Annotated in this window: 22 protein-coding genes and 1 riboswitch; of the genes, 16 read left to right on the top strand and 6 right to left on the bottom strand. The window is 39.5% G+C overall.

The window, feature by feature from the left end:
• The first annotated feature begins 194 nt into the window (after window positions 1–194).
• A complete protein-coding gene (locus tag KHA87_RS13860) occupies window positions 195–899 on the top strand; it encodes a YjjG family noncanonical pyrimidine nucleotidase (protein WP_213094752.1) in 705 nt (234 codons plus the stop codon).
• An 87-nt stretch (window positions 900–986) separates the two neighbouring features.
• Here KHA87_RS13860 and KHA87_RS13855 read toward each other — a convergent pair whose 3' ends face one another.
• Window positions 987–1,124: a hypothetical protein gene (locus KHA87_RS13855; RefSeq protein WP_213094751.1), complete on the bottom strand. Its 138-nt coding sequence runs from the start codon at window positions 1,122–1,124 to the stop codon at window positions 987–989.
• Window positions 1,125–1,216: 92 nt separating this feature from the next.
• Window positions 1,217–2,110: a LysR family transcriptional regulator gene (locus KHA87_RS13850; protein ID WP_213094750.1), complete on the bottom strand. Its 894-nt coding sequence runs from the start codon at window positions 2,108–2,110 to the stop codon at window positions 1,217–1,219.
• A 131-nt stretch (window positions 2,111–2,241) separates the two neighbouring features.
• On the opposite strand from KHA87_RS13850, the gene KHA87_RS13845 reads away from it, so the two are divergent.
• Window positions 2,242–3,141 carry a 3-hydroxyacyl-CoA dehydrogenase gene (locus KHA87_RS13845; RefSeq protein ID WP_213094749.1) on the top strand — a complete coding sequence of 300 codons (900 nt, stop codon included), beginning with the start codon at window positions 2,242–2,244 and terminating at the stop codon, window positions 3,139–3,141.
• 409 nt (window positions 3,142–3,550) lie between these two features.
• Here the strand turns inward: KHA87_RS13845 and pstA are convergent, their stop codons facing one another.
• From pstA to KHA87_RS13830, 3 genes are all read right to left on the bottom strand, one after another.
• Window positions 3,551–4,414: a phosphate ABC transporter permease PstA gene (gene pstA, locus KHA87_RS13840; RefSeq protein WP_213094748.1), complete on the bottom strand. Its 864-nt coding sequence runs from the start codon at window positions 4,412–4,414 to the stop codon at window positions 3,551–3,553.
• A 4-nt stretch (window positions 4,415–4,418) separates the two neighbouring features.
• Window positions 4,419–5,348 (bottom strand): phosphate ABC transporter permease subunit PstC, encoded by a 930-nt coding sequence (gene pstC / locus KHA87_RS13835; RefSeq protein ID WP_213094747.1) that lies wholly within the window; start codon window positions 5,346–5,348, stop codon window positions 4,419–4,421.
• Between the two features lie 97 nt (window positions 5,349–5,445).
• The gene (locus KHA87_RS13830) at window positions 5,446–6,300 is read right to left on the bottom strand and encodes a phosphate ABC transporter substrate-binding protein (RefSeq protein ID WP_213094746.1); all 855 of its coding nucleotides are present in this window, start codon (window positions 6,298–6,300) and stop codon (window positions 5,446–5,448) included.
• A gap of 318 nt (window positions 6,301–6,618) precedes the next feature.
• Between KHA87_RS13830 and KHA87_RS13825 the strand changes: the two genes are divergently transcribed.
• Window positions 6,619–7,254 carry a hypothetical protein gene (locus tag KHA87_RS13825; protein ID WP_213094745.1) on the top strand — a complete coding sequence of 212 codons (636 nt, stop codon included), beginning with the start codon at window positions 6,619–6,621 and terminating at the stop codon, window positions 7,252–7,254.
• 553 nt (window positions 7,255–7,807) lie between these two features.
• Here KHA87_RS13825 and KHA87_RS13820 read toward each other — a convergent pair.
• Entirely contained in the window at window positions 7,808–7,996 is a 189-nt protein-coding gene (locus KHA87_RS13820; protein WP_213094744.1) for a Fur-regulated basic protein FbpA, read from the bottom strand.
• Window positions 7,997–8,067: 71 nt separating this feature from the next.
• A riboswitch (SAM riboswitch) is annotated at window positions 8,068–8,171 on the bottom strand.
• Between the two features lie 167 nt (window positions 8,172–8,338).
• Here KHA87_RS13820 and KHA87_RS13815 point away from each other — a divergent pair.
• The 13 genes from KHA87_RS13815 (at window position 8,339) to KHA87_RS13755 (ending at window position 25,067) form a co-directional block, all read left to right on the top strand.
• A complete protein-coding gene (locus tag KHA87_RS13815) occupies window positions 8,339–8,860 on the top strand; it encodes an N-acetyltransferase family protein (protein WP_481748361.1) in 522 nt (173 codons plus the stop codon).
• Window positions 8,861–9,931: 1,071 nt separating this feature from the next.
• Window positions 9,932–10,201 (top strand): hypothetical protein, encoded by a 270-nt coding sequence (locus tag KHA87_RS13810; protein WP_213094742.1) that lies wholly within the window; start codon window positions 9,932–9,934, stop codon window positions 10,199–10,201.
• A 313-nt stretch (window positions 10,202–10,514) separates the two neighbouring features.
• The gene (locus tag KHA87_RS13805; protein WP_213094741.1) at window positions 10,515–11,702 is read left to right on the top strand and encodes a M20 family metallopeptidase; all 1,188 of its coding nucleotides are present in this window, start codon (window positions 10,515–10,517) and stop codon (window positions 11,700–11,702) included.
• Window positions 11,703–12,061: 359 nt separating this feature from the next.
• A complete protein-coding gene (locus tag KHA87_RS13800) occupies window positions 12,062–13,285 on the top strand; it encodes an MFS transporter (protein WP_213094740.1) in 1,224 nt (407 codons plus the stop codon).
• A 535-nt stretch (window positions 13,286–13,820) separates the two neighbouring features.
• Window positions 13,821–17,276, top strand: a complete 3,456-nt coding sequence (locus KHA87_RS13795) for a S8 family peptidase (protein ID WP_213094739.1) — start codon at window positions 13,821–13,823, stop codon at window positions 17,274–17,276.
• A 149-nt stretch (window positions 17,277–17,425) separates the two neighbouring features.
• Entirely contained in the window at window positions 17,426–19,150 is a 1,725-nt protein-coding gene (locus KHA87_RS13790) for a transglycosylase SLT domain-containing protein (protein WP_213094738.1), read from the top strand.
• A gap of 437 nt (window positions 19,151–19,587) precedes the next feature.
• Window positions 19,588–20,139: a signal peptidase I gene (locus KHA87_RS13785; protein WP_213094737.1), complete on the top strand. Its 552-nt coding sequence runs from the start codon at window positions 19,588–19,590 to the stop codon at window positions 20,137–20,139.
• A 40-nt stretch (window positions 20,140–20,179) separates the two neighbouring features.
• Window positions 20,180–21,088 (top strand): hypothetical protein, encoded by a 909-nt coding sequence (locus KHA87_RS13780; RefSeq protein WP_213094736.1) that lies wholly within the window; start codon window positions 20,180–20,182, stop codon window positions 21,086–21,088.
• 78 nt (window positions 21,089–21,166) lie between these two features.
• Entirely contained in the window at window positions 21,167–21,694 is a 528-nt protein-coding gene (locus KHA87_RS13775; protein ID WP_213094735.1) for a hypothetical protein, read from the top strand.
• A gap of 180 nt (window positions 21,695–21,874) precedes the next feature.
• Entirely contained in the window at window positions 21,875–22,567 is a 693-nt protein-coding gene (gene pxpB, locus KHA87_RS13770; RefSeq protein WP_213094734.1) for a 5-oxoprolinase subunit PxpB, read from the top strand.
• Window positions 22,549–23,475 (top strand): 5-oxoprolinase subunit C family protein, encoded by a 927-nt coding sequence (locus tag KHA87_RS13765; RefSeq protein ID WP_213094733.1) that lies wholly within the window; start codon window positions 22,549–22,551, stop codon window positions 23,473–23,475. The genes pxpB and KHA87_RS13765 overlap by 19 nt, the downstream gene beginning before the upstream one ends.
• A 2-nt stretch (window positions 23,476–23,477) precedes the next feature.
• The gene (locus KHA87_RS13760) at window positions 23,478–24,212 is read left to right on the top strand and encodes a 5-oxoprolinase subunit PxpA (protein ID WP_213094732.1); all 735 of its coding nucleotides are present in this window, start codon (window positions 23,478–23,480) and stop codon (window positions 24,210–24,212) included.
• A 411-nt stretch (window positions 24,213–24,623) separates the two neighbouring features.
• On the top strand, window positions 24,624–25,067 hold the full coding sequence (locus KHA87_RS13755) for a hypothetical protein (RefSeq protein ID WP_213094731.1): 444 nt from the start codon (window positions 24,624–24,626) through the stop codon (window positions 25,065–25,067).
• The last annotated feature ends 5 nt before the right edge of the window (window positions 25,068–25,072 follow it).

Here is a 25,072-nt window from a genome sequence, read left to right as displayed (position 1 = left end):
ATTCGAAAAGAATAAATACATCATCATCATAAAAAACATGGAAATACACAGGAGATTTACAATTTGCATTACAAATTATTTGGAAATAATTGATACAAGCGTAATTATACTAATCTAGTACAAATATGTTTTCAAGGCAGGCAAAAATTATGTAAACTAATAAAGGTATAAACACATCGAGGGAGACGATATCGGTGAAAACATATAAAGCCTTATTTTTTGATATAGATGATACATTGTTGGATTTTGGTGCTGCTGAGAGTGCAGCATTGAGAATGCTTTTTCAAGAGGAGCAAATTACGCTCACACCTCAGATGGAACAGCATTATAAAACAATAAATCAAGCACTTTGGAGAGAGTTTGAAGAAGGAAAACGTAATAGGGACCAAGTGGTTAATACCCGATTCGCTGCATTTTTTAAAGAATACGGGAAAGAAGTGGATGGAGTATTATTGGAAAATAAATACCGCACTTACTTGGAACAAGGCCATCAGCTTATAAGTGGCGCACTGGAATTAATTATGGAACTGAAGGAACATTATGAATTATATATCGTGACTAACGGTGATTCTGCAACACAGGACAAACGTCTTCGTGCTTCGGGTTTACAGCCACTATTTAGACAGATTTTTGTTTCGGAGGAAATAGGTTACCAGAAGCCGATGAAGGAGTTTTTCGATTATGTGTTTGCACGCATTCCGGGATTAACACCGGAACAAGGACTAATTATTGGTGATTCACTAAGTGCAGACATAAAAGGCGGCAATCTGTATGGACTTGATACATGTTGGTTTAACCCTGGACGAAAAGCAAACAACACAGGTATCAAACCAACGTATGAAATTGAAAAGCTTAGTGATCTGTATGCTATTATTAATATGTATATGGTGGAAGGATAAACTAATCATCCATCCAAAAATCTCAATCATAAATCAGTTACCATTACAGAGAGAAAGAAACCGATCGATATGACCGGTTTCTTTTTCTTATATTACGCCGTCGGTCTTGTCTCTCTTATCCTTATTTCTCTTATTCCCTTTACTATTATCCCCGCTAACTGGGTTTTGCCCGTGAAGGGAAGGAGAATTTTGATTGCCGCTGCCTTTATTGAATTTCTTTGTCATATGCTTTCAGCTCCTTTCATATATCAACTACAGTTTGTCCGATTTCTTCAAACTTATGATAACTGGTGCCATGCACCTTTTTAACACTTTCTCTAAATATCCAACCGCAGTCGATCTATGAATGTTTTAGCTATTTGCGAGGAGGGTTTGCTTTTGTGGCGGACCCACCCGTATGGAATCGTTTGGTTTTCGGGAGTTTTTAAATCGATGGTAATGATTTGCTCGTGGTTCCCGCGATTTTTATGAAAGGAAAAATCGAGGCCGATAGTCACCGCAGCGCCTTCCACGACGGCATAATCAATTGCGTAAGTATTATTGGTTGAGAACAAGACATCCAACTTATCATATTCTGCGATATTTTTTTCTATAAAATTTCTGATGATTTCATCCTCGTAAAGGACTAGTGTTTCTTCCTTCAACATGTCCGGAGTAACGAATTTTTCTGTTGATAAAGCGGAATTTTTGTTCACCCCAACGACCATTTTTCCTTCCAAAGCAATTTCAAAAACTAAATCATTGCTCTTCGGAACGTGGTCCTCATCCAACACCATTAAGCCAATATCCATTTGATTGGCAAGAATGTTCTCAACGATTTCCTTCGGTCCCTTTTCCAAAATTTCAATTTTCACATTGGGATAGTCCTTTTTGAACCGCGCTACCGTTTCGACAAGTAAATGGGTTGGCCCGGGAATCGTAGCAATTCTTAATTCGCCAGCTAATGTATGATTAAATTGATTTGCTTCCTCTTTAAGCTCATTTACTTTCATTAGGATTTTCGTTGCTTTTTCGATGATTCGTTGTCCCTCAGGCGTTGGCACTGCACTTTGCCCACGTGAACGAGTGAACAACGTAACCCCTAATTCATTTTCCAATAAGGATATGGACTGGCTGATGGCGGATAACGTAATATGGGATTTTTGTGCGGCCATCGTAAGGGAACCCGATTTCGAGACTTCCATAATATATTGCAGTTGCTCTAGATTCATTTTTCTCATCCTTATATTAAGTTTTAATTAATTATTAATTAGTATATATAAATTTTTTTAAATATAACAGACTGTTAAAATAAAGAGGTAATGATATTTATAACCTTTCTTTGGAAAAGAGGAGAATTGTGATGAATTACAAGAATATCACGGTTGCCGGCAGCGGCGTATTAGGAAGTCAAATTGCGTATCAAACGGCATTCAAAGGATTTAATGTGTGTGTATATGATATAAATGATGAAGCACTAAATCGTGCAAAAGATAGAATCACAACTTTAAAAGATCGTTATCAAGAAGATTTAGGAGCTTCAGAGGAAGAAGTAAATGCTGCTTTTAATCGTATTTCCTTTTATTGTGATTTAGCGAAAGCGACTGCAGATGCGGATCTCGTGATCGAGGCAATCCCTGAAGTGGTTAAAATAAAAATAGATTTTTACAAGCAATTAGGAAAAGTAGCACCTGAAAAAACTATTTTCGCAAGCAACTCATCTACATTATTGCCAAGCCAATTCGCAGAGGCTACCGGTCGTCCGGAAAAATTCTTGGCACTGCATTTTGCCAACGAGATATGGAAGAACAATACCGCAGAAATCATGAAGCATCCAGGCACAGATAAGAAAGTGTTTGAGGAAGTCATTGAATTTGCAAAAGCCATTGGCATGGTTGCATTACCTCTCCACAAAGAGCAGCCTGGTTATATTTTAAATTCCTTACTTGTTCCACTATTAGATGCAGCACAAATGCTGTTATTAAAAGAAGTTGCAGATCCTGAAACCATCGATAAGACATGGATGGTCGCAACAGGAGCTCCAATGGGACCTTTTGCTATCTTGGATGTTGTTGGAATCACAACTGCTTATAATATTACACTTGCAAAAGCGGAAGCAACAGGAGACGCAGAGTATAAAAAGCTTGCTGATCTACTGAAATCAGAGTATATCGATAAAGGAAAGCTTGGAAGAGGAACTGGCGAAGGCTTTTATAAATATCCGAATCCAACATTCATGGATCCAAATTTCTTGGAAAATTAATATAGAGATGGAGCTACCGCTGCAGGTAGCTCTTTTTTTGTAGTGTGTTATCCAAATGAATGTTGAACTCTTTTAAAAAGTATTAAGTTGCGGGTGTTAAAAAATGACCCATATAATGGAGTGTTCCAACAAAAAGGCATTTTTCATCGTGTCTTTCTTTAGGGTTACTTAGCCGCAACCCATGTCATGATGAACCACTTTTTAGGAGGACACAGAGTACGTTATTTGGATGAAAAAAGCTATTTTGGAGGAGTTCACGGACACAGGATACGCTATTTGCCGAAAATTGCGTTAAAATGACAACATGGAATAAAGGAACGTGTGCTCGCTAAAAACGTAATACCCCCCACTTTTTTCACAGATAACGGAACCCCTGTCCGCCAAGAACCCTTTACTATTAGATGTGAAATTATTTTCTCAACCGATACCCACGGATCCATGCCGGAATTCGGATGGCGATGCTCATGAGTAAAATGATGATCACTAAAACAGCTGCTGATTTATCCGCGATTTGCTTGGCATCCGGTACCAGTGCCTCTGACTGCACATACCATAAATGGACAGGTAAATTGGCGCCTTGGGAAAGTAAATCGAAATTCCACATCGTATCGGATGCGGCAGTTCCACCCGCAATTAAGATAACAGCCGATTCTCCAAAAGCACGGCAGGCAACTAAGCTGATTCCTGTTAAAATTCCCGATAATGCCGCAGGTAACACTACTTTCAGAATGGTAGCGGATTTCGTAACTCCAAGTGCATAGGAGGCTTCCCGTATATTTTGCGGGACATTATGGATGGCTTCCTCCGTTACTCGTGTGAGGATTGGCAAATTTAATAATGCTAAGCTGATTCCAGCGCCAAGAACACTTAAGCCAAGATGAAAAAAGTTAACGAATAATACATATCCAAATAACCCAAAGATGATAGAAGGAACCGATGCCAGGCTCTCAATACAGGTTCGAATAATCTCTGTTACCCGATTATTTGGGGCATACTCCGCCAAATAGATGCCAGACCCGATTCCGATGGGCAAGGAAACGGCTAAGGAAATAACTAGTATGTAAAAAGAATTGAATAAAAACGGTCCGATTCCGCCACCTGCATTAATTTCACTTGGAAGTCCAAACAAAAAGGAAAAGGAAAGATGACGAAGTCCTTTAGATAATATGAAATATAGGATAACGAGAAGAATCCCGACAATGAACAAACTGACGACCCAAAGTAATCCCGTAAAGATTCGGTCTGTAATAAGTCTTACATTTTTGTTCTTCATTCTATTAAACTCCTTTTGCCCTAAGTTTGCGGATGATGACAATGCTTAAGGTGGAAATGATTAATAATAAAAATGCCATCATGAATAAAGCCTTGTACCAGGTAGAATCGAACGGAACCTCCAAAATTTGCATAACGATATTGCTAGTTAACACCGCTGTCGGAGTGGTTAAACTATGTGGAAGCTGTGCCGTATTTCCGATTACCATCACTACTGCCATTGTTTCCCCAAGTGCGCGCGCCATCCCTAATATAGAAGCGGTTAAAATTCCCTTTTTGGCAGCGGGAAGTATGGTTCGAAACACGGTTTGAAAACGTGTAGCTCCTAGTGCGTAGCTGGCTTCACGAACCTCTGTCGGCACTGAAGCAATAGCATTGTCGCTTACCTGAGTAATAGTCGGAAGCACCATAAAGGCTAATACCAGTGCAGATGCCAGCAAGCCTTCTCCCATTATCGAACCAGTCACTTGCATAATAAGTGGGATAAGAATCGTCAATCCTAAATATCCGAAGATGATGGATGGAATCCCTACTATGATATCTAATATTGGCCGCAGGATTTTCTTCACCCAATTTGGTGCCACCTCTCCGATAAAAATGGCCATGGCAATCGATGCCGGAACTGCAATCAGCATCGTAAGTACAGTTAAGGCAATCGTTCCAATAATGAAAACAGCTGCCCCGTAATGATCTGTGCTCGGATCCCAATGCTTGGAAAAAAAGAAAGTAAAGACGGAAACATGCTTAAAAACGGACAACCCGCTTTTTCCAACAAACAAAATAATCGCTAATAGAATGATGCATAGTATAATTGCACAGCCAAAGGTTGCTCGTTGAAAGAGTGCATTTTTTACATATTTCATCTTCAATTTCTTTTCTGGAAGGGTGTCGCTGGTGAGGATGCCCCCATTTTGAACCTTTTCAATGCTCGCCATATAAACCTCCAATTAAGAAAAGGGGCTACCCCATAGGGTGCAAGGCACCATTGGAACAGCCCTCTCTATATATTTGAAAAATTAGGGGAAACAATTATTACTTAACGTTTTTAAAAGGAACAAAGTCTAACTTCTTTAAAGAACCATTTTGGAACTTGTTACTTTGCATGTATTGAATGAACTTAAGATTATCGCCTTTGGCAGCTCCTTTTGTAAGCAAGTAGCCGTAGCCCCAAACTGGGTATTTGCCATTTTTAACATTTTCAACAGTAGGAGAAACATTATTGTATTGTAGGGCCTTTACGGACTTGTCAACATAAGCTAAATCCACATATCCAATTGCATTTGGATTAGATTGAATGCTAGCGATCATTTCTCCGCTTTTTCCAACCTCTTTGTAGTTGCCGGATGTCATGAATTTCGAACCCTTCAATGCTTTAGCTTGGAAGTTTACACGAGTACCAGAACCAAATTTTCGATTCACGACTACGATTTTTGCATCTTTTCCGCCAACTTCCTTCCAGTTTTTGATCTTTCCAGAAAAGATACCTTGTAATTGCTTCGTTGATAAATTCTTCACTTTATTTGATTTATTAACAATCGTTGCAAATGGAGTTACCGCAACCTTGTATGCTCTTAATTCTTTGTATGCCTTGAACCCTCCTTGAGCAACGGTAGCATCCCAATCACATGCTCCAATGGTAGCGGTTCCTTTCATAACAGATTCCGGACCATCGATAGAGGAGGAGCCAGATACGGAAATTGAAACATCTTTATTTGTTTTTTGATATTCTACTTTTGCTTGCTGAGTAAGTGGAAGCAAAGCAGTGGAACCAGCTACCACTACATTGGATGAGGCAGCCTTTGCTTGATAAGAAAAGCCTCCAAAAAGCAACCCTGTAGTAGCTGCTACCGCAACCGCAGTAGACGTAATTCGTTTTACAAGTTTCATACTTAACATTCTCCTTTGTTAATAGAATTTAAGATTGTAATACGGATTAATAGTAAAAAACGTGTCTTCCCCCCCTTAAATATGTACGGATGTGTAATTAGTAAGCTTGGATGCCTGGAGAACTAAGTCGTTTTTACTAGTACAATGCCATTATATTGGGTGAATATTAAGACAATATGGACAAAAGGTAAATTTTGTGAATTTAATGTAATATGAATATTAAGATTTTTTAATGGTTTGTTAAAGATAAATAGAAGAAATGAGGGGGGAGAAATACTTGAAAAATATAAATGTGATTTGGGGGTATGTTTTCTAGTTTTGGTTTTTTTATATATTCATTCTGAAAGCGAGAGAAAGTCTTATGAAAGATTCCTTTCGGATAAGCTTGCAAATGAAATTGCCGTGATATCACAATATCCGTTATACAGCTTGGGATTATTGCAAGAGGTTTTAAAAAGCGGGGAGATTACACAAGGGCAGCTTGCGGAACTTCAAATAGCCTTTCGTGATATCGCCATGCAAACACAGGAAGTTAGGGAAATGGGAGTATCGAATGGTCGATTATCAAATGAAAGGGACAATAATGTAATATCCATAAATAATAATTACAGCTTATTTTTTGTAAAAATAAATAATGAAAAAGAAAAAATTCAATTATCAAACGATCAAATAGAAAGCTTAAGGAAAATGGAAGATTTGATGAAGGAATATAATAAGATTGTCAAAGATACAATGCCCGTTAGAAAGGAAATAGGAGTAAAAGGTGTTCCGGACAAATTCATGATCTATTATCGGGAAAAAGGAATTACCGATGATTATCGGATCAAGCTGATAGATGGGTTAAAAAGCGTTACGGATTCGAGTTACCGAATTTTTAGTATATGTGTCGACAGTCCCAAAAAAACCCCCCAGCTACTGAGTCTAGAGGGATTAAAGGACATTTTTCAAGGATAAGTCGGCATTTTGTCTTTGCATCTAGTTGATGAAGGACATTTTTTAGGGTAAAGCCGAAATTTTGTCTTTCATCTGGTTGATGAAGGACATTTTTTAGGGTAAAGCCGAAATTTTGTCTTTCATCTGGTTGATGAAGGACATTTTTTAGGGTAAAGCCGAAATTTTGTCTTTCATTTGGTTGATGAAGGACATTTTTGTAGGGTAAAGACGAAATTTTGTCTTTCATACGGTAGATGAAGGACATTTTTGTAGGGTAAAGCCGAAATTTTGTCTTTCATACGGTAGATGAAGGACATTTTTGTAGGGTAAAGCCGAAATTTTGTCTTTCATTTGGTAGATGAAGGACATTTTTGGAGGTAAAGCCGAAATTTTGTCTTTCATTTGGGTGATGAAGGACATTTTTGTAGGGTAAAGCCGAAATTTTGTCTTTCATTTGGGTGATGAAGGACATTTTTGTAGGGTAAAGCCGAAATTTTGTCTTTCATCCCGCGGATATTTTGGCATCTGGTATGTGATAAAAGCTTTATTTAAACAAACATATTTTAAAATATTGCTACTCGATGGACTCCACTCTGCTATGTGTATCGTTTTTGGATTGCATTTTAAAATATTCAAGCTCAAGGTCGGATAAAGTTAATTCAAATAGATGCTTATCGTCTTTTTTATATTGTCCGAGCTTAATCAATTTGTTAATCAATTCGTTCCGTCTCGATTCCACTGCTTCTCTAAGTAATTTTCCCATAAAAAAAATCCACTCCTTTTTTCATTCAATAAAAGATAAGAAGAGGATTACTTATATATTTTACTCGCCTCAACTCATCTACCAAGCAATTGCTTGCAGGAATTAGCACAGGATTCAATAAGAATCTGCTGCTGAGGCTTCATAGGGCCAGTCCCTCCGCCTCTCTTGATAAGTTTGGTGTATGCTATTGTAATTTTAATATATTATTATATCCAATAAATCCGACTTGTCAACTTATCATTTAGTTTTAGTAATAGACAAGTTTTAAGGCGAATATTCTTTTTGTGGAAACTAAAGAGAAAAAAAGTTTTGCTAGTGATTTTACAATAAGGGGGTATGGGTATGTCCAATATTATTATTCGGACGGCGACCATAAAGGATGCAAAGCAAATCTTGGATTTGGAGTACGAAGTAATTTCAGAGGGCAAGTACTTCATTTCCGTGCCGGATGAATTAGAAAAGCCGGCATTAAGGAAGCAAAAAGAGTGGATCCAAAGCATTTTGGAAAATGAAAAAGAAACCTTAATGGTTGCTGAATTGAATCTTGAAGTTCTCGGATGGATCGTATTTCAATCGAATAATAAAAAGAGATTATCCCATATGGGTACTATCACCATGCTGGTTGGGGAAGGACATAGAGGGAAGGGAATTGGAAAAATGCTGTTAAAAGCATTACTTGCTTGGGCCGAGAATAATCCTTTCATTGAAAAGGTAAGCCTAGGAGTTTTTTCTACTAATGAGCGGGCAATATCTCTGTATAGGAGTATGGGATTTATAGAAGAAGGCCGCAAAGTAAAAGAGTTTAAATTAAGTGATAACGAGTATGCGGATGATGTTCTTATGTATAAATTGGTCAAAGAATGATTTTAAAAAAAGAATAGAGTCATTGGGTAATCAGCCGATATTTAAGTGAACGAAAAAGACCGTAGCAGAGCGAAAAGGGCAACCAAACGTGGTGATTGGTGACCGAAAAAGAGGAAACGGAGTCAAAAGGGTAACCAAACGTGGTGATTGGTGACCGAAAAAGAGGAAGCAGAGCGAAAAGGGTAACCAAACGTGGTGATTGGTGACTGAAAAAGAGGAAACAGAGCCAAAAGGGTAACCAATTACCGAGATAGGTGACCGAAAAGGAGGAAGCAGAACCAAATGGGTAACCAATCACCAAGTTAGGTGACCGAAAAAAGAAAAGCAGAGCCAAAAGAGTAACCAAACGCCGAGTTAGGTAACCGTAAAAGAGAAAGCGAAGCCAAAAGGGTAACCAAACGCCGAGTTAGGTGACCGAAAAAGGAAAAGAGGAACCAAAAGGGTAACCAAACGTGGTGATTGGTGACTGAAAAAGAGAAAGCAGAGCGAAAAGGGTAACCAAACGCCGAGTTAGGTGACCGAAAAAGGAAAAGAGGAACCAAAAGGGTAACCAAACGTGGTGATTGGTGACCGAAAAAGAGGAAGCGAAGCCAAAAGGGTAACCAAACGCCGAGTTAGGTGACCGAAAAAGGAAAAGAGGAACCAAAAGGGTAACCAAACGTGGTGATTGGTGACCGAAAAAAGAAAAGCAGAGCCAAAAGAGTAACCAAACGCCGAGTTAGGTGACCGAAAAAAGAAAAGCAGAGCGAAAAGGGTAACCAATCGCCGAGTTAGGTGACCCAAAAAGAAAAAGCGTAGCGAAAAGGGTAACCAATCGTGGTGTTTGGTGACTGAAAAAGGGGAAGCAGAGCCAAATGGGTAACTAACCGCCGAGTTAGGTGACCGAAAAAGGAAAAGCAGAGCCAAATGGGTAACCAACCGCCGAGTTAGGTGACCGTAAAAGAGAAAGAGGAGCATTATGGATAACTAAACTAGGTAAAAACCCATTTTGATAAAAACTATGCTCCTTTCCTAGGTAATTCGCATAGCATGAAATTGGTTAAACATTCTAATAAAAAAGTAGGTGAAAAAATGCTACCAGATCAAAGAATTTATTATGGGATGGGAGTTAACCCCTATATGATGGGGTACGGATATCCTTCCTCCTATGGAATGGGTTATCCTATGATGGGATATCCATCCTACGGAATGATGCATGATCCGTACCATCACTGTGGGCATCATCACTGGGGACATCATCACCATGGGCACCACCACCATCATGGGTATCCGGAAAATACCCAGATGCAAGCTCAATCCATGTCTCTTCACATGGGGATGCCAGGTATGATGTACAACTAATATAGAAAGATTTTTCGCTGTACAATAATATGTTTATTTTAAAAGTGGATTAGGTGTGATTAAATTTTTCGAGGTTTCAATATTTTAGGCATATAACTTTATGCTTTTGTTCTGAAAACGTTACACGTGAGATGCTACTTTGCCCTTTGGATATAAGTTATTTGGTAATATCATTTCCACTAAAAACAGCCCAATTTCAGTTGGGCTCGTTTTTTTGTTTTTCAGTTAAACCTACGACCCCCTTTTACGAAAATCCTCCATCCTGCATACGATTAAACTAAAGTGGTATAACTAAATCAGAGGTGTTTAAATTATGCTACTAACAGAAATAATGGAAAAATTAGATGCTAAAAAGGAGCGGATGATTGAAATACGCCGTTACCTTCATGAGAATCCTGAGCTATCTTTTCAGGAGGAAAAAACAGCTACATATATTAGAGATTTCTATAAAAATGTGCCAGTAGATGCAGTGGAAACGGATGTAGGCGGACAGCGAGGAATCGTAGTTACTATTAAGGGAGCGAAGCCTGGGAAGACCATTGCTATTCGTGCAGATTTTGATGCGTTACCGATTCAAGAGGAAACGGGGCTTCCATTTGCTTCAAAAAATGATGGAGTCATGCATGCATGCGGTCATGATGCCCATACTGCCTATATGCTCGTGCTTGCAGAAACATTGGCAGAGGTGAAACATCAATTGGCAGGTGTTGTGAAAGTAATCCATCAGCCGGCGGAGGAAACACCCCCTGGCGGAGCAATTGGGATGATTAAGGCTGGTGTATTAGATGGAGTGGATGCTATATTTGGAATTCATGTTATGTCGACAATGAAGACAGGCAATATTTATTACCGAAGCGGAAATACCCAAACTGGAAGAGCCTATTTTAAGCTACATGTGCAGGGAAAAGGAGGTCATGGCTCTTCACCACATATGGCTAATGACGCTATCGTTGCCGCTAGTGCATTTGTTATGAATTGCCAAACCATTGTCAGCCGTAGAATTAATCCATTTGATACCGCGGTCGTTACTATTGGTTCCTTCGATGGGAAGGGGCAGTTTAATGTGATTAAGGATGCTGTAACATTGGAGGGAGACGTCCGCACGATGTCGCAGGAAGCGCAGCAAATCGTGGAAGAGCAAGTTCGGCAATTTGCTGAAGGTCTCGAGGCTTCCTATGGTGTAAAGGCAACCATAGAATACGAAAATGATTATCCAGTGCTATACAATGACCCGGAAATCACTGAACAGGTTCGTAAAGCATTAGAGTCTGCCAGGATTCCTGAGGTGGATGCCGTTGTGGAAGCAGAACCTCAGCCCCCATCTGAGGACTTCGCCTATTATCTGAAGGAAAAACCAGGCTGCTTTTTCTATGTGGGTGCAATGCCTCGATCAAAAGAATGGTACCCACATCACCATCCAAAATTCGATATTGATGAAAGCAGCTTAATTATCTGTGCAAAGGCAATGGCCACAGTAGTCGCATCCTATTGTGGTGCCTGACACCACATGAAAATACAATTGTGGGATTTTGTTGAAAAAAATCCTATTGATTGTTAAAAACAAATCGGTTAAACTGAAAACACCAATACAAAGGGAGTGAACCAAAGGGCGATGATCTACTAATCCTATTCTTTAGAAAACATTCGTATATTCACGGTGCTTTTTCGGAAAATGGGATTAGTCTATGCATTAATATATGTGATATTGGTACAGAAAAAAGATGTGTACTGTGTCCTTTTATGGTTCATGACGGCTATTGACCCCCTATTTTTGCGAAAAGCAGGATAGGGGGCTTTTTATGTGGATATAACTATTTTAGGTCATTCATAAAAAAATTCGATTATAAAGAGGAGAATGTTATGAAACAATTATTAGGAAATCGGTTTGTTCAGGCTATTTTTATCTCAGCCTTATTTTTGCAAGTAGGAATTTGGGTTCGAAACTTTGCAGTACTTTTATTCGTTATGGAAAAAACAAATGGAGACGCGTTTGCGATTTCTATGATTTCCGTAGCGGAATTTGCACCAATATTTATTTTTTCCTTTATCGGAGGAACATTCGCGGACCGCTGGCGTCCAAAAAGAACGATGATTTGGTGTGATGCTTTAAGTGCGGTTTCCGTTTTTGCCGTTATTTTAGCTTTAGTGTTTGGAACGTGGAAAGCGGTGTTCTTTGCAACGTTAATTTCGTCCATTCTATCTCAGTTCTCCCAGCCATCAGGGATGAAGCTATTTAAAATGCACTTGCCGGAAGACTTAATTCAGTCTGCTATGTCTATTTACCAAACAATTTTTGCAATCTTTATGATCTTTGGACCAATTGTTGGAACCTTTGTATACCAGACCTTTGGTATTAAAGTTTCGATTATGGTTACAGGGATTGCCTTCATTTTATCCGCCTTATCCTTGATGCTTATTCCTGCCGATCATTCCGTAGAAAAGGCAACGAAGCAGTCAACACTTTGGCAGGAAATGAAAGGCGGAATCCAATATGTTTTAGCGAAAAAAGAGCTGAGACTATTGGGAATTTGTTTTATGGCGGCTGGACTTGCGATTGGATTAATGCAGCCATTAAACATATTTTTAGTTACAGAACGGTTAGGGCTAGCTAAGGAACATTTGCAATGGCTACTCACTGTTAACGGTATCGGGATGATTTTAGGTGGAGCGGCTACGATGGGATTTTCGAAAAAAGTCACACCAGCTAAGCTGCTTGTGATTGGGATGCTGGTGAATGCAATCGGTGTTGGTATTATAGGATTTTCCACAACACTTTGGATTACGCTAGTAACGGAATTCTTCTGCGGCTTGTTCATGCCTTGTATCCAAATCGGAATCAACACACTCATTCTGCAAAACACAGAAGCGGATTTTATTGGCCGTGTGAATGGAACATTGAGTCCGTTATTCACAGGGGCGATGGTTGTTACGATGAGTATAGCCGGCTCTCTTAAAAATTTATTATCGCTAGTAACTATCTTTGAAATCTCAGCTGTTTTATTTATCATAGGACTCCTATTTATTGTGCCTCTTTATAACAAAGCAGTGCCAAAAAAGATGGAGATTCAGAAGGATAGTATGTAAATAATATAAGGAAAAAAGATGGGCACCTTCAGTGGACGTTTATGTAAAAGTTCATGGGGGTGCTTTTTTAATTGTACTATTTTATTTTATTCCACTCTACCAAAATGTGAGAGGGGAGTGCTATACGGAAAAATGCCGGTGATGGAGAGAGCGGTCACGAAAGAGGAGGAACAGGTTCACACGTGGTAATTGGTACAATTTCACCACTAACCGTTGCAAGAAAATACTGTGTAAAATGGTTCGCCGGTCGGGAACAAATACCTACAAATGGTGCCAGGCACCATGTAATTTGTCGGAAAAAAATCCTTCCAATATTACCAATTGTTAGTGTATGATATTGCTAGTTTTATATTTTGGGCTGTTTTCAAAGGATAGCTGCTTTTAAGAATTGGTTATAAATCCTACCATAGACAAAGTTTGGGGATATCTATTTCCGAATAGGACATCTATCCTATCCCGAAAAGGATTTTTACAAATGAGTATCATTAATAAAAGCATCCGATTGTGAAAATAGCCATATGAAAAGAGGGAATGTATGAAGCGAGTATTGAAAAAGGTAACTGCACTCGGCCTTGGGGCCACTTTGGTTGCAACATCATCGTTTCTATCAACAAATGCATGGGCTGCATCGTCTGCCCCAACTGTGAAAAAGCAATCTATTACTCTCGAACACAAAGTGAAAGCGTTACAGGATAAAATGGGTGATGCGAAAACATCACCATTCAGTGAAGACACCTTTTTGGTGAAGTATAGTCCATCCTTTTCCGTCGGCACTGTTAAGGGGAATGGCAGGGATTTCAATGTCATTGAAAAAGTGGACAAGCTGCAATATATGGTTATCAAAGTTCGCCAAAAGGATAATTTGGCGAAGGTAATGGAGGCATTTCAGAAGAATAGCCGCGTTCTTTCGGTAAGTCGAAGTGCACTTTATAAAACATATAGCGGTTTCGGGGATCCTAAAAAGTCAGAACAATACCAATTGTCACAATTGAAAATTGATGAAGCCCAAAAATTAGCTGGCAAGCATAAGGTAACTGTGGCAGTCATCGATACTGGTGTGGATAAAAATCACCCGGAATTAAAAGGCATTTTTACAAAGGATAGCTACAATGTAATCAATCCAATGGGCCAGGGAACACCTGATGTACATGGAACACATGTATCAGGAATTATCGCTGCCAAAAAGGGAAATGGCATTGGCGGATATGGCATTAATCCGAATGTGAATATACTATCGATCGATGTTTTTGACCGTGGCTTTTTTACTTCAGACTATACCATTGCACAGGGGATACTTTATGCCGTACAGCACGGTGCAAAGGTCATCAATATGAGCCTTGGTTCATCTGTCCCTTCTCCTCTTTTAGAGGAAGCAGTTAAATCCGCAATTTCGAAAGGGGTAACAATCGTAGCATCTGCAGGTAATAACGGCAATGATGCTCCTAATTATCCAGCAAGCTATGAAGGAGTAATTAGTGTTGGCTCCGTCAACAAATCCAAGCAATTGAGCTATTATTCCAGCTATGGGCCTTCCCTTGATATCGTGGCACCTGGAGAAAACATCTATGCCCCAATCTATGATTTGGAGAAAAAATCCAGCTTTGAAACATTGAGCGGTACTTCGATGGCATCTCCAATGGTTGCTGGGACAGCATCATTGCTGCTATCTAAATACCCTAACCTAAAGCCAGAGCAAGTGGAGTATATTTTAGAGCATACTGCTACTGATTTGGGAGCAAAGGGATATGATTTAAAATACGGAAATGGCCTTGTCAACCCAGTAGCGGCACTGAAATATAATGTGAAAAAGCTACCTACATTTGTAAAGAGCACATGGTCCAAAAAGGAAATTTTAGAAAAAGCGGCACCATTAGCTTTTTCCAGCACTATTTCCAAAGAAGGCAATATCACAAAGCCATTTGAGCAAAAATGGTATCAATTTAGAGTGGAAAAAGGAGAATACATCCAAACGCAGCTAACAAGTGCTCCTGAATATGACAATAAATTGATGATTCGTTTTTATTCAGAGGATGGTTCACAATCTCAAACGATGGATGTCAATGATGTAAGAGCAGGAAAAACGGAAGGAAAACTGGTCAAAGCACCTTTTTCCGGAACGATAGCAATCGGTGTGAAGGATGTAAACGGCAATTACGATGATTCTTCCTCCAAAAAGTCAAAATATAAGCTTTCCTTAACCCGTACAATAGACGGACCGCAGTCTGAGTCAACATTAGAGAACCCGCTGGAAGTAAAAGGCTTCCCATATCAATCTGGACCGTTGAAATTATTCGGAGAAAATGGCGATGACGACTATTTCACTTTTAAAACCAATGATGAACAAGTAGTAAGAATGACCGTTAGTGGTATCCCTGGAGTAACCTCGGCCATTGAAGTATATACAAAGGAATCGCTCGGTTTACCAACAGGTGGGGAAGCTGATCAGGAACAACCTTCATCCGACGATCCAGCTCCTTCTATCCCAATCGATCAAGTTCAGCCTCAGTGGCAAACAAACAGCAGTGAGGTAGGATCTGGAGAAACATTAACGATACCGACAACACCGCAAACCGAATATATTGTAAAGGTGACGAATAAAGTAACCGTGTCCCCTTGGGATTTTTGGTCCTTTATGGGATCTGGAATTTCCTTCATGGGAAAACAAGCGGAACCACAATCATCTCTCTTACCGTATACTTTGAATATGGAAGGAAAGGTAATTCCACCTGATGAGGATACTTTGCCAATTCAGGATGATGGGCAAAATCAAAATAACTATATTCAAACTGTACTCGATAATGCTCTTCCATATACGCTAGGTGGTACTATATCCGGATATATTCAAACAGGTGATGATGAGGATTGGTACAAGTTTGTTCCTAGTAAAACAGGAGTCTATCAGTTTACGATACCTCAGCCTGCATCTAGCAAACCATATGTGGAAGTAATGAAGGTTGTGAAGGAAAAGGATGATAAAGGTAAACCGTATTTAGATGCAGAGATTATAGGATTCAATGATTCCTACGACTACAATGGCTTTACGATGGCTGGAAGCTTTTATACCGGATTGAAAAAAGGAGAGACATATTTAATTCATTTAAGCGGAAATCCGTTTGGGACAGGAAATATTTCCTTTGACCCGTATAAATTGCAAACGAAGCTGATCGAGACGAACTTGGGAAAAACGTACGGCTACAGTAACGGGGAAGCTATCAAGAACATCTCGACGAAGACATTCCAAGGAACCTTTGCCATGCCATATGAGGACCATCTCTTCTATCTAGAGGGTAAGAAATCAGCAGTTTACAGTCTGCTTTTTGAAGGCGGAAAACCTTCGCCGGAATTACTGCGCAAATATCCGAAGGAATTGCTTTCCGATGTGTATGGAGTTGCGATTATTTATGAGGATGTGAATAAGAACCGCAAGCTGGATGACGCAGATATCGAGCGTGGAAATATTATTGCCACATCTCTTTATACAGGATCAAGTACGAACTATGGTTCATTTAAAGTAACAAAAGGCAAAAACTATATTATTGATTTCATCGGCTTGATTGATGGAATTGCGCCAATATCGCTGGTTCCTTATAAAGCAACCGTTGTACCAGTGGCAACGAAGGATGAGGATAAAGGCTCTGTCGTGAAAAAGAATGTGCCATCCAAACCGTTGAAACTGAAGAAGGTAAAGACAAATACATGGACCGCTACCGGTCAATTGAACAGTGGCGTAGCCTTTGGTGATGATGATTGGTACGTGCTCGACTTGAAGAAAGATTTCACAGGGTATATTTCCCTTGAAACTGGTAAAGAAGTCGACGGGGTTATCTCACTCTATCAGAACGGCAAACGCATTCAGTATTCCAACTATTACGGTGCCGGTCAAACAGAAGCCATGCCTGTTAAACTCAAAAAGGGCAAGTACTACATCAAAGTAAACGACTTCTTCGGCAACTCCACCATCACGCCATACACACTCAAGGTTGGCAAATAATAGTGAAAAATAAAATGGTGCCTGGCACTACCTGTGGACAATGGTTCGCGTGGTGCCGCACCATTTTTGTTTTAACGTTAAGATGATTCCAATATTTTCAATTTACAAGTATAATAGGTTAGGAGAGAATGGAAATCGAGGTGAAGTAGTTGAAATTAATACGAATTGCTTTAATCATGGCTTCCGTCCTTTTATTTTCAACGGTTGGACATCACTATACAGAGGCGGCCAGCAAAACAGACAGTTTAGTAGCTTCCGCTGTGAAAGCCGCAAAGGTTTTATCCAATGCCACAACAGTTGAAAATAAAGCGACCGGAAAAAATATACCGACAAAGGAATACAACGATGCCAAAAAGAAATACAACACAGCACTTGCTGCTGTAAAGAAACAAACAGGTAAGCAAAAGAGCACGAATCTTTCCAAGCTCAAGGATGTAAAAACAAAGATCGATAGAGGAAAAAAATATATAGACGCAGTCACATACGGAAAAAAGCTTTTAGCGAAAAAAGCAACTTTAGACAAGTATGTTAAGACTGGAATCATGGACACTAATACAATCAATGCCTACACATCCCTGTCCAGCACTCTTAAGAGCTATGCTCCAAAATTCACCGCTGTGTATGGAAAAAAGACACAGGATAAAATAAAGTCACTTTATAAAACACCAGTAGACAAGGTGCTGAGCGACCTTCAGTATCCTGTTACCGTAAAACAAGCTTTAAATGAAACCAATAAACTTGTAAAAGCGTCTGCAGCTCCAAGCAAAATAGCCGATTCATACAAAAAAATCGTCTTTAACATCGATCTTATAAAACAAGCAAACTATCAAAAGCAGCTTTACTCAGAACTTCATCAGCTAAATGAGGGAATCCCTGAAAATCTAAATACGGGAAATCTCTCCAATTTGATGACGATTGAAGCACAGTTCGAGCAGCTAGACGGGCTTGTTTCAAAAGGAAAATCCGATGAAAAAGTGCCTGGGATCTATCAATCTTTAAAAACAGGGATTGCAGATTTTAATTCAAGTGCCGATCAAGCTCTCCTAAATAAACGATTCACACGTATTATGGATCAATTAAAAGTGAGCACTTCAGAGTTGAAGGGAATGCTGACAAGTGCAGCGGTTGCAAAAGGGGTTCCTCCCGAAATCGTTAAAGCGATTGCCGTAACAGAGAATAGCAAGCTTCAACAATTCCTAACAAACGGAGAGGTTTTTAAAAGCGATGATAATGGCTACGGTATCATGCAGGTAACTCCAACCTCGGAGGATGATCAACGCTTTAATTGGGATCGGGTAAAATACGATTTGCGATACAATATTGAGGTAGGCATTGACATTCTGCTTGAAAAATGGAATTATGCATTTTTGACGAAGCCAATCATACCAACGATTAATAAAGGCGAAAAAAACGTCCTGGAAAATTGGTATTTTGCGATTATGGCTTATAATGGGCTGTCCTTTAAAAATGATCCAAATAAAAACAGCAAGGCATACCAGTTAAAAGTCTATTCGAATTTGAAGGACCGAACTATGATGGAGCCGGAAGTAATGAAGGGAGTTGTAATGACTTTGGACCCGATCACTCAACTTCCATCCTTTCAGCAAAAAATGTCCTACTCAACGAAAAAGAGAACATTATCAACCCAGCTTTATAAAAAAGACAAGCAAATTACTCTATCTGCAAAAGCGAACTTTAGAAAGGTACCTTCTACCGTCAACAATACGCCAAAATCATTTCCTGCCGGCACAAAGGTAACCCTTCTCAGCGGACCAATCGAAGACAACAGCAGCGCAAACCTCTTCGCCTGGTACAAAGTTTCGATCAAAGGCACAACCGGTACCTGGTACCTAGCCTCCAGCAACTTGCAGTAATTCGAAAGTAAGGAGCCAAGCACCCCTAATTAGGTGCCTGGCTCCTTTTATTGTGTGTGAAATCCCCAAAATAAAAAAATGTTCTCTCAAAAGCACAAAATTTAATAAAAACACTTGAATGATTCTGTATTATCCGCTAAAATCAAATTAATTGTTCTTCATCAAGAACAAAATAGATATTCAAAACTATGAAACTAGTCATTTTTAAAGGAGGGACTAATCAAAAAATACCTTTGTGAATATTTCCTATATCGGACAAGCTACTAAAACGATCGTTTGATTGGAAATACTCCAAAAATGAATCCTTTTATATTTTTCATCTATGGGATGATACAAAAGTAGTGTAACACGGATAGGGGAAGGGAAACTTTACCTTGGTTTGTTGTTGTCTTGTTGTTCTTTAATGAGAACAAAATGTAATAAAAGGGGGCTATATAGTGATCAAGAAATCTATTAAATGGTTCGGGAGACTCATCTTTATTGTACTGCTAATTCTCGGTATTTCTTCCGTCTATTCCATTTATCAAGCAAAAAAACATCCGGGAGAGCTGCCATCCATCTTAGGCTACAAGGTGATGACGGTGTTATCGGGCAGTATGTCCCCACGGGTGGAAGCGGGAGACGTAGTGATAGTGAAACCATCCGATCCTATGCAGGCAAAGGTGAATGATGTCATTACCTATAAGCTTGATTCCAACACATTAGTTACCCATCGAATTGTAAAAGTAATGAACAAGGATGGGAAAGTATTTTTTCAAACAAAGGGTGATGCAAATAATGTGGCGGATGAAAAGTTAGTAGCGACGGACCAAGTAGTAGGATCACTATTTTTCCATATTCCGAAAGCGGGGTATGTAGCCAACTTTTTAAGAAGCTCTACCGGTTTAATGATTCTTTTTGCAATTCCTTTGCTTCCAATTACAATCGGTGCATTAAAGAACATTTTTTCCATAAGGAAAAGAGAAGAAAACACTGACCTAAAAGCTTAAACTATATTCTTTTGAAAATAATTAGAGGGGGAAAATGAAAATGAATAAGAAGAAACTGTTTAGCTCCTTTGCTGTTCTACTATGTGTAGCTGCGATTATGGGGACGATGGCTTATTTTACAAAAAATTTCTCTAGTGATAATAACGTGGCGAAGGCGGCAATCTTTGATGTAGATGCAGTCAACGCACAAGGAAAGACAATTGGAAATGCTCAATTTAACCTAGGCGACAAATTATACCCTGGAATGGATCCATTAGAAGTATATAGCTTTCAAATCAACAAAAATAACACCGAAGTTCCTGTTGCATATAAGTTGGATGTAAATCCTAGTGGAGATCTTTTCCCGCAAAGCGGAGCATCTCCGGTTAAAATTACAATGCAAAGAAAAGTGAATAATCAATGGGTGAATTTTGACTATACCAATAGCTTTAAACCGGACAGTGGTACAGAAAGCTTTAAAATTCTTGTAGATTGGCCACACGGAAATAATGACATTGACTTCCAAGGGAAAACAGGAAATGTTCGCTTAGGAGTAACAGCAACACAAGTAGATAAAGAACAAGGGCCGACGGGACCTCCTTATTTTACAAAGAAGATTGAATTTAAGGCTACCCCAAATGGATCGACACGTACTACAACCAATAAAGAAGTGAATTTCTACCTTGATAGTAAGGGAGAAAAAGTAATTGAGGTTAAAATGGGAGACGGTAACGGGGATTTTGAAAAAAATGTAGGTAATTTTACTGTGACAACAGAATATACAAATGGTGTTAAGTATTACCGAGTGATTACAGATAAGGAATACTATGCAAGCAAGACACAGCTTTGGAGAATAAATGCAGAAAGAGTGGATACATCTGTAAAAGGAACTATTAAATTCCCTGGAGTACTCGCAGATTATTTACTAATCGAATCTGACGAACTTTACAATTGGTTTATTAAAAATTAATAGATATCTCATACTAGCATAGGGTTTCATTACCTATGCTAGTATAGCTGTAAATAATGCAGGGGGGCTTGAATTTGGATGAATTCTAGAAAGCAAGGTTTTGGAATGATGTTTCTTTTAACTTTAAGCTTAATTCTTTATCAAATGGTTATTTCAAATGGAAAAACATATGCCCTTTTTTCCAATAGTTTTCAAGAGGAAATTCAAGTGTCCGCTGCATCAGCTGAAGATACAATAAAAGATGTAGAAATTAATGAACAACCAAACGATGAACTGGAGATAGAAATTGAAAAGAGTGACAGCAATGGCTACCAGCCGGAAATATCTATTGATGTAGAGGGAGAATTAGGAAAATACATAGAACCAATTGATCCAATTACTGTAAGTGAATCTGCGAGCTACCCATTAGAAATGTTGCCTATGGTAGGGGCCAAACAGGACCTAATGCAATTGAAGTCCAGTGGTGAAAAAACACTTTCCGGGTCGTTAGTGGTGAGGAACTTTAACGGGAAAAAGATAACTTCAAAGAAAATGAAAATAAGTGTGGATTCCCTATTAAGCAAAATGAACAAGGAATCGGAAGACAGTGAAAAGGAAGGAAATTAGATTCTTTAACAGTATGGTGCCAGGAACCTAAACACAACAATCGAATACTTCTTACCTCCATCCTTAGATAGGGTGGAATTTTATTTTTGTTTGAAGTCATGTGTCAAACCAACTTCTTATTCCACTGGTCGTCGGAATAATGGTACAATTCTATCAAAATGAGCGAATGGAGGGGATTGGATGTTTCCGCTTGGAGATTCAGCCATCATGATAGAGTTTGGGAGTGAAATATCCAAGTCCGTTAATGAGAAGGTCCTGCAAGCAGCGGATTATTTTATTCGCAACCCTTTTCGCGGCATGGTGGAAGTTGTGCCGGCCTATACTACTCTAACTATCCATTACAATCCAATCGAAATACAATATGAAAAAGTTTGCCACACGATCAAAACAGGGTTATCCAATTTGAAGATCATTCCTATTAAAAAAGGAAAAAAGATACGAATTCCGGTCTGCTATGAACAGGAATTTGCTCTCGATATAGACCTCGTGGCGGAGGAAAACCAACTAACCTCTAACGAAGTCATTTCTATTCACACAAAGAAAATATATGATGTGTACTTTCTCGGCTTCGCACCCGGTTTTCCCTTTCTCGGAGGAATGGACCCGAGAATCGCTGCACCAAGGAAGCAGTCTCCGAGGTTAAAAATTCCAGCTGGATCCGTCGGTATCGCAGGTGGTCAAACAGGAGTCTATCCTCTTGCAACACCTGGCGGCTGGCAGATTATCGGGCGAACACCTGTCGAGCTTTTTTCCTTAGAAAAAACACCTCCTACCTTATTGGAGCCAGGAGATAAAGTTCAGTTCGTTTCGATAACCAAGCAAGAGTATAACCGTATCGAAAGGGGCGAGCACAAGTGGGCATTCGAATTTTAAAAGGAGGCATGCTGACAACTTTGCAGGATAGCGGCCGTACGGGATTTCAACGGTTCGGCTTCGTCGTCAGTGGTGCTATGGATTCATGGGCCATGCAATTAGCGAATAGTTGCCTCGGCAATAATCAGAATGAGGCAGTGCTTGAAATGACCCTTTTGGGTGCAACGTTCGAGTTCGAGGCAGATACCGAAGTATGCTTTTGTGGTGCAAATATGAATCCGACTTTAAATGGTAAACCGGTTTACAATGGCACACCTATTTCCGTAAAAAAAGGGGATATACTTGAGTTTCATAACGCTGAACATGGCTGCCGAGCGTATCTAGCTGTAAAAGGCGGTTTTATATCAGAGGATATTTTACATAGTAAAAGTACATACATAAAGGCTGGAATTGGGAAAAAGCTTGAAGCGGGAGATCGGCTATTAATTCGTGAAATACCCATGACGGCCAATAAAAAATGGAGGCTAAGCCCTTCCCTTTTCACCTATATCAATTCAGAGACCATTCGTTTTACTGAAGGACGGCAGTATGGCTGGTTATCACCGAATGCATTTGAAACGCGATCGTATCAAGTAGAAGTAAATTCCGACAGAATGGGCTACCGATTAAACGGCGATCCTGTTTTTTTACAAGAAAAAAGAGAGCTTATCACGGAGGGGGCAGCCTTTGGAACGATTCAAATACCGCCAAATGGACAGCCTATCATCCTTATGGTCGATCGGCAGCCGACTGGGGGGTACCCGAAAATAGGTGAGGTCATCACAGCAGACTTGCCAAAAATCGCACAGCGCAAACCGGGAGATTTTATTCGTTTTCAAAAGGTTTCGATACAAGAAGCGCAAGCAACACTCCTCGAAAGAAACAAATTGCTGAATATGCTACAGACCATCATCAGGAAAGGAAGATAGATATGCGTAAAATCGATTTGAACTGTGACCTTGGCGAAAGCTTTGGCCGCTATACGGTTGGCAATGATAAAGAGATCATGAAATATATTACGTCCGCAAATATTGCTTGTGGTATGCATGCAGGGGACCCGGATATCATGAATGAAACCGTGCAACTTGCAATGAAGCACGGGGTTAAACTTGGTGCACATCCTGGCTATCCTGATCTCCAAGGCTTCGGGCGACGTAATATGAACCTTTCTGCTAAGGAAACATACAATCTGATTATCTATCAAATTGGAGCACTAGATGCATTTGTAAAAATGCATGGCGGTGTTCTGCATCATGTGAAGCCGCACGGGGCTCTGTATAATATGGCTGCAGTGGATCCACAGCTTGCGGAGGCAATCGCTAAATCGGTGTATGATTACAATCCTGCTCTGAATTTATACGGATTATCCGGAAGTGAACTGACAAAAGCCGGTGAGAGAGTAGGGCTGAAAGTAGCTCACGAAGTCTTCGCAGACCGAACCTATCAATCAAACGGAACACTAACACCAAGAAATCAACCTAATGCTCTAATCCAAAACGACCAAGATAGCATCAATCAAGTTCTCAAAATGGTGAAAGAAGGGAAAGTAACCACCGCTGATGGTCGGGAAATTACCATCCAAGCGGACACCATCTGCATCCACGGCGACGGCCCCCACTCCCTCACCTTCGCCAAACTGGTGTCACAAGTACTGTCTTCTTGTTAGGAGGTAGCGCCATCTAAAAACCAGATTCTCTTTAGGAATCTGGTTTTTATTTATAGAAAAGAAAGTATAAAATTTGTGGTCTACCATAGTCTTATGGACTGTTTTATACATATCCTTTACTGTTTTTGTAACATTGACCACCTAAAATGTTCATATACCTCGCTACTGCTACTAATAATATTTTTTTCAATCCCTCTCGATAATTCAATATAAAGAACAAAACAGTTCAACAAAAAGAACAAAATAAAGAGATAGAATAAGAATTAAATAGGAATGATGAGAAAAACCTATTTTTTCCTTGGATATTTCCGGAATTTGGAGGTTTTCATATCAAAATATGTTCTATATAATCGACTTGTAGGTTCTTTATAAAGAACAACTAAATGGATAATCACAATCAAAAGGAGGGCGGTGAACATTCACAAACTGGCAAAAGTCAGCATTGCAGGCATTCTAATTCTCAGTATCAGCACCACTTTTGCATTCCCTGACGAGGCAACAAAGCTTAGAAACTGGTACAAGCATCAATTGGAAGAAAGTGCAGTCTCCATTGGTGTCTCAACGATGAACAAATTAGCCACAACATTCAAGCAGATACAAAACGCTCTACAGCAAAACAAGTCAAATTCAGACAAATCCATCCTAGATTACCAATCTACTTTACTCCAAGATTCATCCAACACCATCACGAAACATAACGAACATTACATCCTTCAGTTACACACCGTCACCAAAAACCTCGAAGAACAAAGCGACCAGCAAATGGCGGCATACACAAAACAAAAGACCCAAGAGGAAACAGAACAAATCACCCAAGACGTGCAAGATATTTTAGAAGATTTATTAAAAAATTAATTTTA

The organism is Bacillus sp. FJAT-49736 (genome assembly GCF_018343615.1).
Lineage (GTDB): Bacteria > Bacillota > Bacilli > Bacillales > Bacillaceae_C > Margalitia.
Note: the sequence above shows the minus strand (reverse complement) of the source record. Positions and strands in the feature narration are given on the sequence as shown.

What these genes read in the sequence shown, in the direction of transcription:
- KHA87_RS13830 (WP_213094746.1), bottom strand. Translation starts at nt 6,300, where the DNA reads ATGAAACTTGTAAAACGAATTACGTCTACTGCGGTTGCGGTAGCAGCT.
- pstC (WP_213094747.1), bottom strand. Translation starts at nt 5,348, where the DNA reads ATGGCGAGCATTGAAAAGGTTCAAAATGGGGGCATCCTCACCAGCGAC.
- KHA87_RS13820 (WP_213094744.1), bottom strand. Translation starts at nt 7,996, where the DNA reads ATGGGAAAATTACTTAGAGAAGCAGTGGAATCGAGACGGAACGAATTG.
- KHA87_RS13780 (WP_213094736.1), top strand. Translation starts at nt 20,180, where the DNA reads ATGAATAAGAAGAAACTGTTTAGCTCCTTTGCTGTTCTACTATGTGTA.
- KHA87_RS13800 (WP_213094740.1), top strand. Translation starts at nt 12,062, where the DNA reads ATGAAACAATTATTAGGAAATCGGTTTGTTCAGGCTATTTTTATCTCA.
- KHA87_RS13805 (WP_213094741.1), top strand. Translation starts at nt 10,515, where the DNA reads ATGCTACTAACAGAAATAATGGAAAAATTAGATGCTAAAAAGGAGCGG.
- KHA87_RS13855 (WP_213094751.1), bottom strand. Translation starts at nt 1,124, where the DNA reads ATGACAAAGAAATTCAATAAAGGCAGCGGCAATCAAAATTCTCCTTCC.
- KHA87_RS13760 (WP_213094732.1), top strand. Translation starts at nt 23,478, where the DNA reads ATGCGTAAAATCGATTTGAACTGTGACCTTGGCGAAAGCTTTGGCCGC.
- KHA87_RS13795 (WP_213094739.1), top strand. Translation starts at nt 13,821, where the DNA reads ATGAAGCGAGTATTGAAAAAGGTAACTGCACTCGGCCTTGGGGCCACT.
- KHA87_RS13775 (WP_213094735.1), top strand. Translation starts at nt 21,167, where the DNA reads ATGAATTCTAGAAAGCAAGGTTTTGGAATGATGTTTCTTTTAACTTTA.
- KHA87_RS13810 (WP_213094742.1), top strand. Translation starts at nt 9,932, where the DNA reads ATGCTACCAGATCAAAGAATTTATTATGGGATGGGAGTTAACCCCTAT.
- KHA87_RS13845 (WP_213094749.1), top strand. Translation starts at nt 2,242, where the DNA reads ATGAATTACAAGAATATCACGGTTGCCGGCAGCGGCGTATTAGGAAGT.
- pxpB (WP_213094734.1), top strand. Translation starts at nt 21,875, where the DNA reads ATGTTTCCGCTTGGAGATTCAGCCATCATGATAGAGTTTGGGAGTGAA.
- KHA87_RS13815 (WP_481748361.1), top strand. Translation starts at nt 8,339, where the DNA reads ATGTCCAATATTATTATTCGGACGGCGACCATAAAGGATGCAAAGCAA.
- KHA87_RS13850 (WP_213094750.1), bottom strand. Translation starts at nt 2,110, where the DNA reads ATGAATCTAGAGCAACTGCAATATATTATGGAAGTCTCGAAATCGGGT.
- pstA (WP_213094748.1), bottom strand. Translation starts at nt 4,414, where the DNA reads ATGAAGAACAAAAATGTAAGACTTATTACAGACCGAATCTTTACGGGA.